This is a genomic window from Umezawaea sp. (assembly GCF_036375055.1).
Classification (GTDB): Bacteria; Actinomycetota; Actinomycetes; order Mycobacteriales; family Pseudonocardiaceae; genus Umezawaea.
Map to the genome: position 1 here is coordinate 55,504 of NZ_DASUSQ010000036.1, position 14,340 is coordinate 69,843.

At 71.4% G+C, this 14,340-nt stretch carries 14 protein-coding genes; 7 read left to right on the forward strand and 7 right to left on the reverse strand.

The features are described 5' to 3' along the window. Positions 1 to 218: 218 nt before the first annotated feature. Both VFZ92_RS10700 and VFZ92_RS10705 read left to right on the forward strand, forming a co-directional pair. Positions 219 to 1,142, forward strand: coding sequence for a heme o synthase (locus tag VFZ92_RS10700; RefSeq protein WP_330875687.1), 924 nt, complete (start codon positions 219 to 221; stop codon positions 1,140 to 1,142). 87 nt (positions 1,143 to 1,229) lie between these two features. Further along, entirely contained in the window at positions 1,230 to 1,490 is a 261-nt protein-coding gene (locus VFZ92_RS10705) for a hypothetical protein (protein ID WP_330875688.1), read from the forward strand. A gap of 75 nt (positions 1,491 to 1,565) precedes the next feature. On the opposite strand, the gene VFZ92_RS10710 is transcribed toward VFZ92_RS10705, so the two are convergent. Genes VFZ92_RS10710 through VFZ92_RS10720 form a run of 3 tightly spaced genes read right to left on the reverse strand, consistent with a single transcriptional unit; the run spans position 1,566 to position 3,855 of the window. After that, on the reverse strand, positions 1,566 to 2,213 hold the full coding sequence (locus VFZ92_RS10710) for an HD family phosphohydrolase (protein ID WP_330875689.1): 648 nt from the start codon (positions 2,211 to 2,213) through the stop codon (positions 1,566 to 1,568). A gap of 50 nt (positions 2,214 to 2,263) precedes the next feature. Beyond that, on the reverse strand, positions 2,264 to 2,908 hold the full coding sequence (locus VFZ92_RS10715) for a hypothetical protein (RefSeq protein ID WP_414719858.1): 645 nt from the start codon (positions 2,906 to 2,908) through the stop codon (positions 2,264 to 2,266). Positions 2,909 to 2,913: 5 nt separating this feature from the next. Then, entirely contained in the window at positions 2,914 to 3,855 is a 942-nt protein-coding gene (locus VFZ92_RS10720) for a hypothetical protein (RefSeq protein ID WP_414719861.1), read from the reverse strand. Between the two features lie 500 nt (positions 3,856 to 4,355). Between VFZ92_RS10720 and VFZ92_RS10725 the strand changes: the two genes are divergently transcribed. Continuing rightward, on the forward strand, positions 4,356 to 4,946 hold the full coding sequence (locus VFZ92_RS10725) for an FKBP-type peptidyl-prolyl cis-trans isomerase (RefSeq protein WP_330875691.1): 591 nt from the start codon (positions 4,356 to 4,358) through the stop codon (positions 4,944 to 4,946). Between the two features lie 66 nt (positions 4,947 to 5,012). On the opposite strand, the gene VFZ92_RS10730 is transcribed toward VFZ92_RS10725, so the two are convergent. Both VFZ92_RS10730 and VFZ92_RS10735 read right to left on the reverse strand, forming a co-directional pair. Continuing rightward, entirely contained in the window at positions 5,013 to 5,984 is a 972-nt protein-coding gene (locus tag VFZ92_RS10730; RefSeq protein WP_330875692.1) for a quinone oxidoreductase, read from the reverse strand. Continuing rightward, positions 5,977 to 7,623, reverse strand: coding sequence for a DUF885 domain-containing protein (locus tag VFZ92_RS10735; RefSeq protein ID WP_330875693.1), 1,647 nt, complete (start codon positions 7,621 to 7,623; stop codon positions 5,977 to 5,979). Before VFZ92_RS10735 ends, VFZ92_RS10730 begins: the two co-directional genes overlap by 8 nt. Positions 7,624 to 7,776: 153 nt before the next feature. Here VFZ92_RS10735 and VFZ92_RS10740 point away from each other — a divergent pair, with 153 nt between their 5' ends. Both VFZ92_RS10740 and VFZ92_RS10745 read left to right on the forward strand, forming a co-directional pair. Beyond that, positions 7,777 to 8,037, forward strand: coding sequence for a hypothetical protein (locus VFZ92_RS10740; protein WP_330875722.1), 261 nt, complete (start codon positions 7,777 to 7,779; stop codon positions 8,035 to 8,037). Continuing rightward, positions 8,034 to 8,897 (forward strand): hypothetical protein, encoded by an 864-nt coding sequence (locus VFZ92_RS10745; RefSeq protein WP_330875694.1) that lies wholly within the window; start codon positions 8,034 to 8,036, stop codon positions 8,895 to 8,897. The genes VFZ92_RS10740 and VFZ92_RS10745 overlap by 4 nt, the downstream gene beginning before the upstream one ends. Positions 8,898 to 9,037: 140 nt before the next feature. Here VFZ92_RS10745 and VFZ92_RS10750 read toward each other — a convergent pair whose 3' ends face one another. Continuing rightward, positions 9,038 to 10,627: a cation acetate symporter gene (locus tag VFZ92_RS10750; RefSeq protein ID WP_330875695.1), complete on the reverse strand. Its 1,590-nt coding sequence runs from the start codon at positions 10,625 to 10,627 to the stop codon at positions 9,038 to 9,040. Positions 10,628 to 10,635: 8 nt separating this feature from the next. Further along, positions 10,636 to 11,055, reverse strand: coding sequence for a DUF485 domain-containing protein (locus tag VFZ92_RS10755; protein WP_330875696.1), 420 nt, complete (start codon positions 11,053 to 11,055; stop codon positions 10,636 to 10,638). Between the two features lie 381 nt (positions 11,056 to 11,436). Between VFZ92_RS10755 and VFZ92_RS10760 the strand changes: the two genes are divergently transcribed. Next, complete coding sequence (locus tag VFZ92_RS10760) at positions 11,437 to 13,905, forward strand: nitrate- and nitrite sensing domain-containing protein (protein ID WP_330875697.1); 2,469 nt, start codon at positions 11,437 to 11,439, stop codon at positions 13,903 to 13,905. After that, positions 13,902 to 14,333, forward strand: a complete 432-nt coding sequence (locus tag VFZ92_RS10765; protein WP_330875698.1) for a roadblock/LC7 domain-containing protein — start codon at positions 13,902 to 13,904, stop codon at positions 14,331 to 14,333. Before VFZ92_RS10760 ends, VFZ92_RS10765 begins: the two co-directional genes overlap by 4 nt. Positions 14,334 to 14,340 lie beyond the last annotated feature (7 nt).

Genomic DNA, 14,340 nt, shown 5'->3' on the forward strand with positions numbered 1-14,340 from the left:
GGGTTCCCTCGTCCTCCTCTCAGCCTAGTCCTGAGGGTCCGCGTGTGTGATCTGAGCGCGAAACGACACGACTGTGTGTGTCGGCACAAGGGCATACGGAACAAACGGGTGTTCTGTTCAGGACCAAGGTCCCGGTCGGCCGGACACCCGGCCGGGTGGCGCCGGGTGCGCGCGGTTACGATTCCGGCATCCCCGACCTGGTAGAGGAGTGCGTCGCGATGAGTGCCGTCACCGAGGCCCCGGCGCGGTCGCCCCGACAGGTCGTGGGCGCCTACGTGGCGCTGACGAAGCCCCGCGTCATCGAATTGCTGCTGATCACGACCATCCCGGCGATGCTGCTCGCCGCGCGCGGCGTGCCGCCGCTGTGGCTGATCGCGTGCACGCTGACCGGCGGCACCCTCGCGGCGGGCAGCGCGAACGCGCTCAACTGCTACGTCGACGCCGACATCGACTCGGTGATGAAGCGCACCACGGCCCGGCCGCTGGCCCAGCAGACCATTCCACCCCGCAACGCCCTCATCTTCGGCGTCGTGCTCGGCGTGCTGTCGTTCGCGTTCCTCTGGATCACGACCAACTTGATGTCGGCCGTGTTCGCCGTCGCGACGATCCTCTTCTACATCTTCGTCTACACGCTGGTGCTCAAGCGCCGCACGTCGCAGAACATCATCTGGGGCGGCATGGCAGGCTGCATGCCGGTGATCATCGGCTGGTCGGCCGTCACCGGCACGGTGGACTGGCCCGCGATCGTCATGTTCGGCGTGATCTTCTTCTGGACGCCCCCGCACACCTGGGCGCTCGCGATGAAGTTCAAGGAGGACTACGCGCGAGCGGGTGTCCCGATGCTCCCCGTGGTCGCCACGGCACAGCAGGTGACCAGGCAGATCGTCATCTACTCCTGGATCACCGTCGTCTGCACCCTGCTGCTGGCCCCCGTCACGAGCTGGATCTACGTCTCGGTCGCCGCCGTCTCCGGCGTCTGGTTCGCCGTCTTCGCCCACAAGCTGCACAACGTGGTCCGCAAGGGCGGCTCGACCAACACGATGAAGTTCTTCCACATGTCGAACCTGTACCTGATGCTGGTGTTCTGCGGCCTCGCCGTGGACGCCGTCGTCGGCCTGCCCGTCCTCGGCCGGCCGTTCTAACTCCTTCGGGGGACTCCCCGTAGCGATCCCCGCGCCCTCCCGATAGTCCCGGTAGTCCGTCGTCGGGGTTCCGGGGGGTGAAGGCGCGTGGTCGGGTCAGCGGAGCTGGTGGTCGAGGCCCTGGTGGCGAGGGTCGTCGCACGGGAGGCGGGCAGGGCGTCGCCCGCCGTGGTGGACTCGTCCGCCGCGTTGAGGGCACTGGTGTGCAAGGCGCTGGGCGGGCGCGGGGCCGACCTGGTCGAGCACCCCGCCGAGCGGCGCGGTGAACTCCTCGACGCCCTCCGGGAGCCGTGCCCGGCCCTGGTGGCCACTGCGCGCGAGGTGCTGGCGTCGACGCGGGCCCGGTGAGCGGGCCGGGAACGCGGCTCGGCGAAGAGGGGCTGGCGGCCCCCACCGAGCCGCCCGACGCCCCGCACCCGAGCGCTAGGACACCGCCGCGAGCAGGTCGGTGACGCACGGGTCGTCGAGGGACTCGACGATGCACTGCCACAGCTCCAGGTTCGCCGTCGCCCACCTCGTGTAGGTCGCGGCGGCCTCCGGGTCGTAGAAGTAGTAGCCGTCGTCCTGCTTGCCCTGCTGCTCGCCGACGATCTTGTGCGCCAGTTCCTGGAGCGTGATCCCGTTCTCCAGCAGGTACTTGTGCGCCAGCACGACGGGTGTGACGGGGAGCGCCTTGAACAGCGTGTCCGCATCGGACAGCGCCTGCGCCTCCAGGCTGATGTCGCGGTGGCGGGTCCGCATCTCCGCCTCGTCGACGATCCGGTCCACCCACTCCGCCGTGTCGAGGTCCACTCCGGCTCCGGTGAGGATCTCCCGGCGGAGGCCGTCGCCCTCGGCCGCGGGCGAGTTGCGGCGCACCACGTAGTTCACGTCGTGGACCAGCGCGGCCACGTGCACCACGTCCACCTCGGAACCGTTGCGCTCGGCGAAGTGGACCGCCTTGTCCCGCACGAAGCTGACGTGGTGCCAGCCGTGGAACTGCAATCGGGGAGCGAGGCGCGTGCACAACTCCCACACGCGCCGCTCCACATCGGTCATGACATCGGTCGAAAGTGCGCTTCGGACACGCATCGGAGCCCTCCCATGCCGGGTGGGCCGATGGTAGGTCCCTCTGGAGATCCTTAGAGCTGGTTCGTCAGTTCCTCCAACCGGGACTCCACCGGGACGTGCCGGTGGCTGGCACCGGTGTCCGGGTCGAACGACAGGCTCCACGGGCTGATGGCGCGGGACTTGACCAGGAACGTCATGGTGTCGTCGCCCGCGCGTGGAATGCGGTGGAACTCGTGCGCGAGCATCGTCCCGGACGTCCCGGCCGGGCACTCGGTACCGCGCAGCAGCGTCGCCGACAGGATGGACCGCTCGCCGTCCCCGAGCCGCGCGGTGTAGCGCTCGTGCAGGTAGGAGCCGGTGAGGATGGTCGTGCTGAAGTGGTACCGGTGGTTGTGGACGGAGTCCGCGTACCCGTGCCGCCAGTCCCGCTGCGGCTTGTACTCGTGCAGCCAGAACGTGAACGGTTCGCCGGGTTCGTCGCGCAGGCACCAGGCGAAGTGGGTGGTCGTCTCGCGGGAGCGCGCGACGATCCGCCGCTCCTCCCGCGGGGTGAGGGTCCGCAGGTGCTCCCGCAGACCCTCCCGCAACCCCGGTTGGGACGCCCACCCCGCTACCAGCGGTCCGATGGACCACTGGTCGACGGCAGGGGGCCCGGCCGCGGTGATCCCGGAGGCTAGTTCGAGCAGGGTGGCCGTCCCGGCCAAGTCGGTGAGCACCGCTATCAGCTCCCCAGCTGAGCGAAGGCCGAGAATTCCCGGCGGAAGGAGTGGAACTTCTCTTCTAGAGAGTGGAAGCCGCTATCGGTCAACGGCACACCGGTGATCTTCTCGAACAGCGCGAAGAATTCCACGCGACTGGTGTTCGGTCGGATCACGAAGTGCTGACCCGCCCGTGAATTGCTGACCCGGAGGAATTCCGCTCTTTCCATCCCGTAGAGGAATGAGCCCTCCGTGAAGCGCAGGGTCCGCGGGTACAACCTGACCACGCCGGCGCTGGTGTTGCTGTAGAGCGTGAGCCAGGCGCTGTCGTCGAACAGTTCGAGCCGGTCGAGCGGTGGGTCGGAAATGATCGTCACGTCGATCCGGTTGCACCTGCTCCGCGCGAGGAACAGGCCGACCAGGCCGATGGCGATCTGCTCGCGCAGCCGGGCCTGGATGGTGTCGTAGTCGCCGTCGGCGCCCTCGTTGCGCAACAGGTACCGCGCCCGGCCGCTGATCGCGCTGCCGTCGCGCGGGTCCGCGAGCACGGCCCGCAGTTCGCACTCCGACCTCGACATCAGCAGGCGGCACGCCGCGTACCTGCCCGCGAAGCCGCGAAAGCAGTACAGCCTCGTGCGGTCCAGGTCCTGCATCATGAGCTGGTTGAACGCGGGGTCCGGTTTCGCGGTCGGCTCGAACACGTGGCTGGGGAAGAACTCGCGATCGAGCGCGCGGTACTCGGCGGTCAGCTCCTGGAGCGCCTTCCTGCTCTCCTCGACGACCGGGGTCACCAGCGAGCGGTGCGTCGCCGAACTGGTCAGCAACGTCTGCCCGAACCCGACCACCGCCGAGATCATGGTGCCGGTGCCGATGGACGTCAGGAAGTTCTTGAACGTTCCCGGATCCATTCCACTGGACACGGCCAGGCAGATTCCAGAAGTGACGACAAGGCTCAGCAGGAGCAAGCCTGTTCGGGTCCAGAACAATTCCTGCAACAGGTTGCTGCGGATGCCTCCGGCCTCCGCGGACACAGGGCCACCTCCTCGATCTGCACCCGAATGGAGGAATGCGTTCAGTATCCGAACGAGTGCGCGGAGTTACTGTACGCGCAGAGGTGACCGGGCGGTAGCCGCAATTCGTGGCGGTGTATTGGACGATAATGGTGATCTCCGACCGCGCACGGTGAACGGGTTGGGCCGGTGGTGGGTCCGGGCCTGGTTCCAACGGACGTTCGGCCGAATCCAGGCAACCATGAGTGCTCCCGGCCGAACGCCGGGACGTCCGTCCGTCGTCCTCGCGACCGGGTCCCCGTGCCCGTCGGAGGGTCGGGTCCCGGTGCCGGGACCGGGTGCCGCGGGCTCGGAACACCCCGTGCGACGGGCCGTCGCGCGCCGCCGGGGGAGGGCGGATCGTCGACCGGGCCTGCCGGCGGTCGGGTCGGGGGCTCCACCTAAGCTCCGGACCCATGCGTACTGTCGGCCGTACGGCCCTGACCCTCGCCGCCCTGGTGTCCGCAGGCCTCTCCCTCGCCGCGTGCACGCCCAGCGACCGGCCGTCCACCGCCACCGGCGGAGCCTCGACCCCCGCTGCCACGGCGCCGAGCGTGGACGACCGTCCCTCCGCCGTGTCGCCCGCGAGCGGCCCGCCCTGCACGCCGGAGCAGTTCCAGGTCGTGGGCGCGCTCGGCGCCAAGCCCACGGTCACCGTGCCCACGGGCTGCAAGCCGCAGGACGGCCTCGTGGTCAGGGACATCGAGGTCGGCACCGGCCCTGAGGTCAAGCAGGGCTCGACGGCGACGGTCCACTACGTGCTCAACACCTTCAGCGACCAGAAGTTCCGCGAGTCGTCCTGGGACGGCAACCGGCCGTTCCCGGTCGAGAACGTCGGCCAGGCCTCGGTCATCCAGGGCTGGAACGAGGGCCTCGTGGGTCTGAAGGAGGGTGGCCGCCGCCTGCTCGTCGTGCCGTCGGACAAGGGCTACCCGAACGGCCAGGGCGACATCCTGCCCGGCGAGACGCTGGTGTTCGTCATCGACGCCGTCAAGGTCGAGGGCTGAGCCGCACCGACCACCGGCAGCGGGGCCCGTCCGGAACACCGGACGGGCCCCGCTCCGCGTTCGGGGTCAGGGGATCAGCAGCAGCTTCGCCGTGGTCCGCCTGCCCTGGAGGTCCTCGTGGGCCCGGCGCGCCTCGGCCAGCGGGTAGCGCCCGCCGATCGCGACCGTGAGCGAGCCGTCGAGGACGGCCGCGAACAGCTCACCGGCCCGCCACTCCAGCTCCTCGCGGTCGGCCACGTAGTGCGCGAGCCGAGGCCGGGTGAGGAACACCGAGCCCGCCGCGTTGAGCCGCTGCGGGTCTACCGGCGGCACGGGGCCGCTGGACGCGCCGAACAGCACCAGGTAACCGCGGGGCTTGAGCACCGACAGGCTGCCGTCGAACGTGTCCTTGCCGACGCCGTCGTACACCGCGTTGACGCCCGCGCCGTCCGTGAGGCGCCGGACCTCCTCGACGAAGTCCGCCTCGGTGTACCGGATGACCTCGTCGGCCCCGGCCTCCCGTGCCAGCGCCTCCTTCTCGGCCGTCGACACGGTGCCGATCACCCGCGCGCCGCGCGACTTGGCCAGCTGCACGAGCAGCAGCCCGACCCCGCCCGCCGCGGCGTGCACCAGCACGGTGTCGCCCGCGTGGATCGGGTACGCCGACGCCGCCAGGTAGTGCGCGGTCAGGCCCTGGAGCAGGGTCGCGGCGGCCGTCTCCTCGTCCACGCCCTCCGGGACGCGCATCGCCTTCGCCGCCTCGACGACCGCTTCCTCGGCGTAGCTGCCCCGACCGTCGTGCCACGCCACCCGGTCGCCCACGGCGAACCCGGTCACGCCCTCGCCGACCGCGGTCACCGTGCCCGATCCCTCGCCGCCCAGCCTGATCGGCAGCTCCATCGGGTACAGGCCGGACCGGTGGTAGGTGTCGATGTAGTTGACGCCCGCGGCGGCCACCGCCACGACCAGCTCGCCCACCCCCGGCTCGCGGGGCTCGACGTCGGTGTACTCCAAGACCTCCGGCCCACCGGTCGAGCGCACCAGCACTGCCTTAGGCATTCGCTTCCCCATTCTCGTGTTCGTTCGTCCCGCCGAGGGCGACGCGGCGCGCCAACCCCAGCGGCAGCGCCCCCGAGCCCGCGATCGTGTCGTGGAACTCCCGCAGGGTGCCCCGGCCCGCCGCGAGGTAGTCGGCGCGGATGCTCTCGATCTCCAGCGCGCCGGTGAGGTACGACGGCGCCTGCGTCGGTGCCGCGCAGTAGCGGTTCACCTCGCCCTTGGCCGTGCCCGGCGTGAGCGAGGCCTTGGTGGTCATGAACTCCTCCGCCTCCTCCGGTGTCCGCTCGCCGCAGTGCAGCGCCGTGTCCACGATCATCCGCGCCGCGCGGAACAGCCGCGCCTCCAGGTGCGCCAGCTCGTGCGCGGGCTCGGTGAAGTAACCGTGCTCGCGCAGCAGGGATTCCGCGTACAGCGCCCAGCCCTCGGTGAAGTACGGCGTGCGCAGCACCTTGCGCACGGGCCGGTCCTGCGCGGCCAGCCACGACAGGTGCCAGTGGTGGCCGGGGTAGGTCTCGTGCACCGCGATCGTCGGGAGCTGCCCGCGGGTGTTGGTGCGCAGCCGCTGCACGACCTGGTCCGGCGTGAAGTCGTCCGGCGGGTACGGCACGAGGAAGTGGCCCGTGCGCCGGTCCGTGAGCGGCGGGGGAGACAGGTACGCGGCGACGGCGGACACCGGGCGCCGGAACTCCGGCGACGGGACGACCAGGCACTCCTCGCCCCCGGCGAACGTGACCAGCTCGTGCTCGGCGAGGAACGCCCGCGCCCGCGCGGTCTCGGCCTCGTACTCGGAGCGCATGTCCTCCACGGTCGGCGGGTGGTCGTCCTGCTGCGCCAGCATCACGTCGTGCCAGTGGCGCGGCGCGGTCAGCTCGTTCATCTCGGCTTCGAGCGCGTCGTAGGCGGCGATGCCCCGCTGGTGCAGCTCCGCCGCCCCGTAGCCCAGCAGCTCCTGCTCGACCAGGAGCGTCGAGTACAGCTCCTCGCCCATCCGCCAGTCGCCGGTGGCGCGCTCGGCGAAGCCGTCCAGGAAGGCGGCCAGCTCGTCGAACGCCACCGCGGCGGGCTCCGCGGCGGCGGCGAGCCTCGCCCGCAGGTCGGGGTCGGCCACCTCGGACGGCAGCGACCGGGTGAGGAACGACCGGCCCGAGCGCGCCTGCCCGACGGCCCGGCGGACGATCAGCGGCGACGCCAGCCCGGGGTCCAGGTTCGCGCGGCACGCGGCCAGCACCGACGGCACCTCGGCCAGGCGCGCCAGCACCGTGTCGACCAGCTCGGGCTCCGGCCGCAGCCGGTGCAGGAACGCCGTGAAGAGCGGGAACAGCACCGCGGACAGGTACAGCGCCGGGTCGCGGCGCCACGCGGGCCACGCCGCCGACGCCCGCACCCCGCGCAGCACGGACACGAGCAGGTCGCGGTCGACCGCCTCGTCCAGGCTCAGCCCGGTGTCGGGCACCGCCTCGAAGCGCTCCAGCCACCGGCCTGCCTCGCGCTCGTGCTCGGTGAAGCCCGCCGCGCTGAAGTCACCGAACGTCCGGTCGTGCGCCGGGGAGCCCAGCATCGCGGCCATGCTGGGGAACCGGTCGAGGTGCCAGGCGAGAACCCCGTCGACGAGACCGGGGAGTGTCGGATGATCGTTCACACGGCGGAAAGCTACTCGCAGCCGCCGCCCGCGGCTCGGGGCCGCCGTCGTGGGGGCGGTCACCACCCGGAAGTTACCCGCGGGTTCTAAGGTGGACGCGTGGCTGACGACGAGCAGGTAGCGGAGAAGAGGACCACCGTCCCCCCGAAGGCGGTGAAGTCGGCGACCGCGTTCGTCGCCAAGCACGGCAAGGGATCGCGCGCCGTCGTGGAGCCGATCGGCCGGGCGGGCGCGCGGGTCGTGCTCGTCGGGGCCGACGACGGCGCCCTCGGCGACGTGGTGCTGCCCGACGTGGCCACCGCCGAGGCCCTCGTCGAGCAGGTCGCCGACCTCGAACCGGCCGAGTGGGACCGCGAGACGACGTCCGCGCTGACCATCGGCCCCGCCCACCGCCACCGGATGGCGGGCAGGTGAAGGTCCTCCTCGTGTCCTGCGGGGACGTTCCCACCGGGGACGGGGACGACGACGCCCTCGTCGGCGCGCTCGACGACGTCGGCGTGCACGCCGAGTGGGCGCCGTGGGACTCCGGTGTGGACTTCGCCGCGGCCGACCTGGCCGTGCTGCGCTCGCCGTGGGACTACACCGACCGCCTGCCGGAGTTCCTGGCGTGGTGCGCGACCGTGCCGGGGCTGGCCAACCCGCTGCCGGTCGTGCGGTGGAACACCGACAAGGCCTACCTGGTCGAACTGGCCGCCGCGGGCGTGCCGGTCGTGCCCACCACGCTGCTGCACCCCGGCGACCGTCCACGGTGGCCGTCCGGTGGCTTCGTCGTGAAGCCCGCAGTCGGCGCGGGGTCGCGGGGTGCGCTGAAGGTCGCCGACGGCGACCACGCCGCGGCCGACGCGCACTGGGAGTCCCTCGGCGCCAAGGCGCTGCTCCAGCCGTACCAGTCCGCTGTGGACAGCCACGGCGAGACCGCCGTGGTCTACTTCGGGGGCCAGTACTCGCACGCGTTCACCAAGGGCGCGATGCTGACCGAGGACGCGGTGCTGGACCCGTCCGGCACCTTCATCGTCGAGCGCCTGTCCCCGGCCGTCCCGGACGCCGCCCGCAGGCGCGTCGCCGAGGACGTCCTGGACGCGGCGACGGGCCTGTTGGGCATCCGCCGCGCCGACCTGCTCTACGCGCGGGTGGACCTGGTGGCGGGCGAGGACGGCTCACCGCTGCTGCTGGAACTGGAGCTGGCGGAACCCTCGCTGGGCTTCCGCCAGACCGACGCCGCCGCGCCGCAGCGCTTCGCCTCGGCCGTCCGCGCCGCGCTGTCCGCCCGCTGACGCCGACGGCCCGCTCACGGTGGCGCTGGTCGACCCGGCGTCCACGCCCGAGCCGGTGCAGGGGCGGTGGGGCGACCTCGACGGGTGCTCGCCCGACCTCGACGGGATCGACGTGAGCCCGCTGTAGGGCGTCGAGCGGCTCAGTTCAGGCCGCTGCCGATGCCGGTCATGGACCTGACCTCCATCTCCGCCTGCTTCACCGGGTCCGCCTCGGTGCGGCTGAGCAGGGTGCCCAGCCAGCCGCAGAGGAACGACAGCGGGATCGACACGATGCCGGGGTTGCCCAGCGGGAACCAGTGGAAGTCGACGCCGGGGAAGATCGAGTTCGGCGCGCCGGACATGGCGGGGGAGAAGATGATCAGCACCACGCACGACGTCAGGCCGCCGTAGATGCTCCACAGCGTGCCCGCCGTGTTGAAGCGCCTCCAGAACAGCGAGAACAGCAGCGTCGGCAGGTTCGCCGACGCCGCCAGAGCCAGGGCCAGCGCCACCAGGAAGGCCACGTTCTGACCGCTGGCCGCGATGCCGCCGACGATGGACAGCAGGCCGACCACGATCGCGGTCAGCCGCGCCACCCTGATCTCCGAGCGGGGGTCGGCCGTGCCGCGCTTGATCACGTTGGCGTAGACGTCGTGGGCGAAGGAGGCCGACGCGGTGAGCGTCAGGCCCGCCACCACGGCGAGGATGGTGGCGAAGGCGACCGCCGCGACGACGCCCAGCAGGACCGCGCCGCCGACCTCGAACGCCAGCAGCGGGGCCGCCGAGTTCTCGCCGCCGGGCGCCGACGCGATCTTCTCCGAGCCGACCAGCGCCAGCGCGCCGAAGCCGATGACGAGCGTGCACAGGTAGAAGGTGGCCATCAGCAGCGTCGCCCAGACCACCGAGCGCCGGGCCTCGCGGGCGTTCGGCACGGTGTAGAAGCGCATCAGCACGTGGGGGAGGCTGGTCACGCCCAGCACCAGCGCGAGCGCGAGCGAGACGAAGTCGAGCTTCGACAGCTCGCTGCCGCCGTAGAGCGCGCCCGGGTCCAGCACCTTCGCGCCCAGCGGGGTGTTGCGGGAACCGGTCTCCATGATCGCCGAGAGGCTGAAGCCGAACTTGCCGAGCAGGAAGATGGTCAGGAAGCTGACGCACAGCAGGAGGAGCACGGCCTTGATGATCTGCACCCACGTGGTGCCCTTCATCCCGCCGACCAGCACGTAGACCACCATGACCACGCCGACCACGGCGATGACCACGGCCTGGCCCACCCGGTCCTGCACGTCGAGCAGCAGGGCCATCAGCGCACCCGCGCCCGCCATCTGCGCGATCATGTAGAACAGCGAGATCACCAGCGTCGCGTTCGCCGCCGCGGCCCGGACCGGGCGCTGCCGCATCCGGAACGAGAGGACGTCGCCGAGGGTGAACCGCCCGGTGTTGCGGAGGCGCTCCGCGATCAGCATCAGGCCCATCATCCAGGCGACGACCCAGCCGACGGAGTAGAGGAAGCCGTCGTAGCCGTGGACCGCGATGCCGCCGGAGATGCCCAGGAACGACGCCGCCGACAGGAAGTCGCCCGACAGCGCGATCCCGTTCTGCGGGCCGGTGAAGCTGCTGCCCGCCGCGTAGTAGTCCGCCGCCGTCGTGTTGCGCGTGCTCGCGCGGTACACGACGTAGAGGGTGATGAGGACGAACACGGCGAACACGCTGATGTTGATCGCCACGTTGCCGTCCGTGGCAGGTCCGTCCACCCGCACCGCTACTCCTCGACGATTCCGGCCAGGCCGCGGACCACGACCACCTGCGGGTCCAGCTTGCGCCTCGCGTAGCGCGCGTAGGTCAGGGTCAGGGCCACGGTGGTGACGAACTGCAACAGCCCGAGCAGGATGCCGACGTTGACCACGCCGAGCACGCGCGTGCTCATGAAATCGTGCGCGTACGCGGAGGCGACCACGTACGTGAGGTACCACGTGAGGAACAACGCGGTCATCGGGAAGATGAATACGAGAGCCCGCCTGCGCAGCGCCTTGAATTCCTCGCTCTGCTGGATGGCGACGAAGTCGGGATTGCCTTCCTCGTCCACCAACAACGGCTGCGCGGGTTCGTCGAATGTGGCGAACCCGCGACCGCGATTAGGTGTCAGCCGCGAATCGAGGGGGCGCGGCACGGCTTTCGTCATCGTGGTCCTCCACGGGGATTCCGGCGGGAGCGGTCGTCGCGACGACCGGTAGCCGGCGGCGCACAGCGTAGCTGGGGGAGCCGTGGAGTCAACCGGATGGCCCAGGTTGCGTTGCCCGATCGGCCAGGTCCGCACCGGCCGGTCCGCTCCCCGTTAGGCCATTCGGTGACAATCTTGCGCGTTGGTCGTTGTCGGGGACCTGACCCTCGCCTACCATCGTCCGACGACATCGCCGCCGTGAATCACGACCCACTGCTGAATGACAACAACGATTTCGAACGGCTAACCGCGCCCAACCCGCACGGTGATCGCCCGACTACCGACCTTGGGGTCCATCCGGTGACTGCGCAGAACCGTGTTCGATGGCGGTGGGCCACCGTCGTGGACTGGCGCAATTGGAGACTCCCCGTCAAGGTCGCGGCGGTGCTGCTGGTCCCGGTGGCGGTCGCCGTCGGCACCGGCGTCCTCCAGATCCGCGGCTACGTCGTGCGCGCCGACTCCTACGCCGCCATCGGCAAGCTGGTCACGCTGCGTTCCGCGCTGACCCCGCTGATCACCGCGGTCCAGGACGAGCGGGCCCACCAGGCAGGCCGCGTCGACGGCACGCCACCGGAGGCGAACGCCTTCCACGAGCGCGGCGCCGTCACGACCCGCGCGTTCGAGGTCGTCCGCGGGCTGGCCCAGGACCCCGCCACCTCGCTCGGCGACGTCGCGTCCTCCCGGTTCGCCGAGGTCACCACCCAGGTCAACGGGATGCCGCAGCTCCGGCAGTCCATCGACGCGGGCTCGGACGTGTCGGTCTCCGTGATCGCCTACACGACCGTCCTGCGCTCGATGCTCGACTTCGACCAGGCGCTGATCAACGAGTTCGGCGACGCGGCGCTCGCGAGCACCGGCGGCGCGCTGCACCACCTCCAGATGGCGGGCGAGCAGCTGTCGCTCCAGCACGCGGTGCTGCTCTCGGCCGTGAGCCGCGGCCGGGTCCTCGACTCCGAGGTCGTCGCGCTGGACCAGTCGCGGCTGCGCTACCTGGACCGGATCAGCGACTTCGCCGCGCTCGCGACGGCGGAGCAGCGGGACCTGCGGACGCAGACCGTGACCGGCCGCGACGTCCTGGCCCGCGACCGGATGGTGCAGGACGCCCTCACCACCGTCGCCACCGCGGACGAACCGGACCCGCCGTCGCTGGAGTCGAAGGTGCCCGCCGGGGAGTGGGTGACCGCCTCCCGCGCCACCGACGCGCTCGTGAACAAGGTGCTCGTCGGCCTGGAGGGCGAGCTGGCGGACACCGTCGCGACGCTCCAGGACGAGACGAGCGACCAGGCGGGCCTCATCTCGACGATCCTGCTGGCCTCGCTGCTGGCCGCCGTCGGCGTCGGCGTCGTCTTCGGCAACAACATGATCCGCTCGCTGCTGACCCTGCGCCGCACCGCGCTGCACGTCGCCCAGCACCAGCTCCCCGAGCTCGTCTCCGACCTGCGCGAGGAGGGCGCGAGCGAGGTCGTCATCGAGCCGGTGGCCGTGCACACGACCGAGGAGTTCGGCCAGCTCGCCCGCGCGTTCGACGCGGTGCACCAGCAGGCCGTCGGCTCCGCCGTCGAACAGGCCAGGCTGCGCGGCGGCCTGCGCAACACCTTCGTCAACCTGTCGCGCCGCAGCCAGGGCCTCGTCGAGCGGCAGCTGCGGCTGATGGAGGAGCTGGAGCGCAAGGAGGAGAACCCGCAGCAGCTCGCGAACCTCTTCAAGCTCGACCACCTCGCCACCCGGATGCGGCGCAACAACGAGAACCTGATGGTCCTCTCCGGCACGGACGTGACGCGCCGGTTCAGCAAGCCGATCCCGCTGGCCGACGTGCTGCGCGCGGCGGCGTCGGAGATCGAGCACTACCAGCGGGTCGTCGTGCAGACGACGCCGCAGGTCGAGGTCGTCGGCTACGCCGCGAGCGACCTCGTGCGGCTCATCGCGGAGCTGCTGGACAACGCCACCGCGTTCTCACCGCCCCGCAGCCACGTCATGATCGTCGGACGGCCGCGCAACGGCGGCGGCGTCGTGATCGACGTGATCGACGAGGGCGTCGGCATGTCGCCCGCCGACCTGGAGGCGGCGAACGTCCGCCTGCGCTCGGTCGACGCCGACGAGCTGCCCGCGACCCGGCAGATGGGCCACTTCGTCATCGCCAGGCTCGCCGCCCGGCACCAGATCGAGGTGACGCTGGCCGACCAGGGCCCGCACCGCGACGGGCTGCGCGCCGTCGTCGGCGTGCCACCGGACCTGGTCCGCACGCCCCGCGACGCCGCGCCCACCGTGGTCGACGCCCCACCCCCCGTCGAACGCCGGGCCCCGGTGGTCCCGTCCGCGCGGCCGAGGCCCGCCGGCAACGGGGTCGCGCCGGCCACCAACGGGGTCGCGCCGGCCACCAACGGGGTCGTGCCCGCCGGCAACGGGGTCCGGCCCGCGCCTGCCGCGAAGAACGACGACGGCGAGTGGTCCTCGTTCCGCGGCATGGCCGTCGACGACACCGACCCGGCGGCCACCACGAGGTCCGTCTGGTTCAAGGGCGAGCTGCCCACCGGCGAGGCACCGCGGCACCGCCTCGACGACCAGGCCGCTCCCGCTCCCCGGCCGGACGGCGTCGCGCCCGACGCGGCCCCGGCGGCGGGCTCCGAGGTCGAGTTGCCGAAGCGCCGGCCGAGGGGCAACCTCGTGGCCGGACGCCCTGGCCCCGAGGGCGTCGCACCCGTACGGCGGGATCCGAACGCGACACGCGGCTTCCTCTCGAGCTACCAGACCGGAATCCGGCAAGGTGTGAGGGATTCCGGCGATCACCGTCCCGCACAGGAGAACCCATGACCTCATCGCGGTCTCGCCAGGTGGACCAGTTCGGCTGGTTGATCACCAACTTCACCGAGCGCGTTCCGGGGGTCGCGCACGCCGTCGTGATCTCCGTGGACGGCTTGCTGCTCACGGCGTCCTCCGGCCTGCCGGGCCAGCGCGCCGACCAGCTCTGCGCCATCGCGGCGGGCGTCACCAGCCTCGCCCAGAGCGCGGCGAACTTCTTCGACGGCGGCGGGGTGCTCCGCTCGGTCGTCGAGATGCAGCACGGCATCATGCTGCTGATGTCGGTCCGCGACGGGTCGTGCCTCGCGGTGCTCGCCGCGCCGGACAGCGACGTCGGCCAGGTCGCCTACGAGATGACCGTCGTCGTCGACCAGGTAGGCCAGCTGCTCACGCCGGAACTCCGTGCGGAGCTGCACGGAGCGACGAGGATGTCCGCGTGATGCCGTT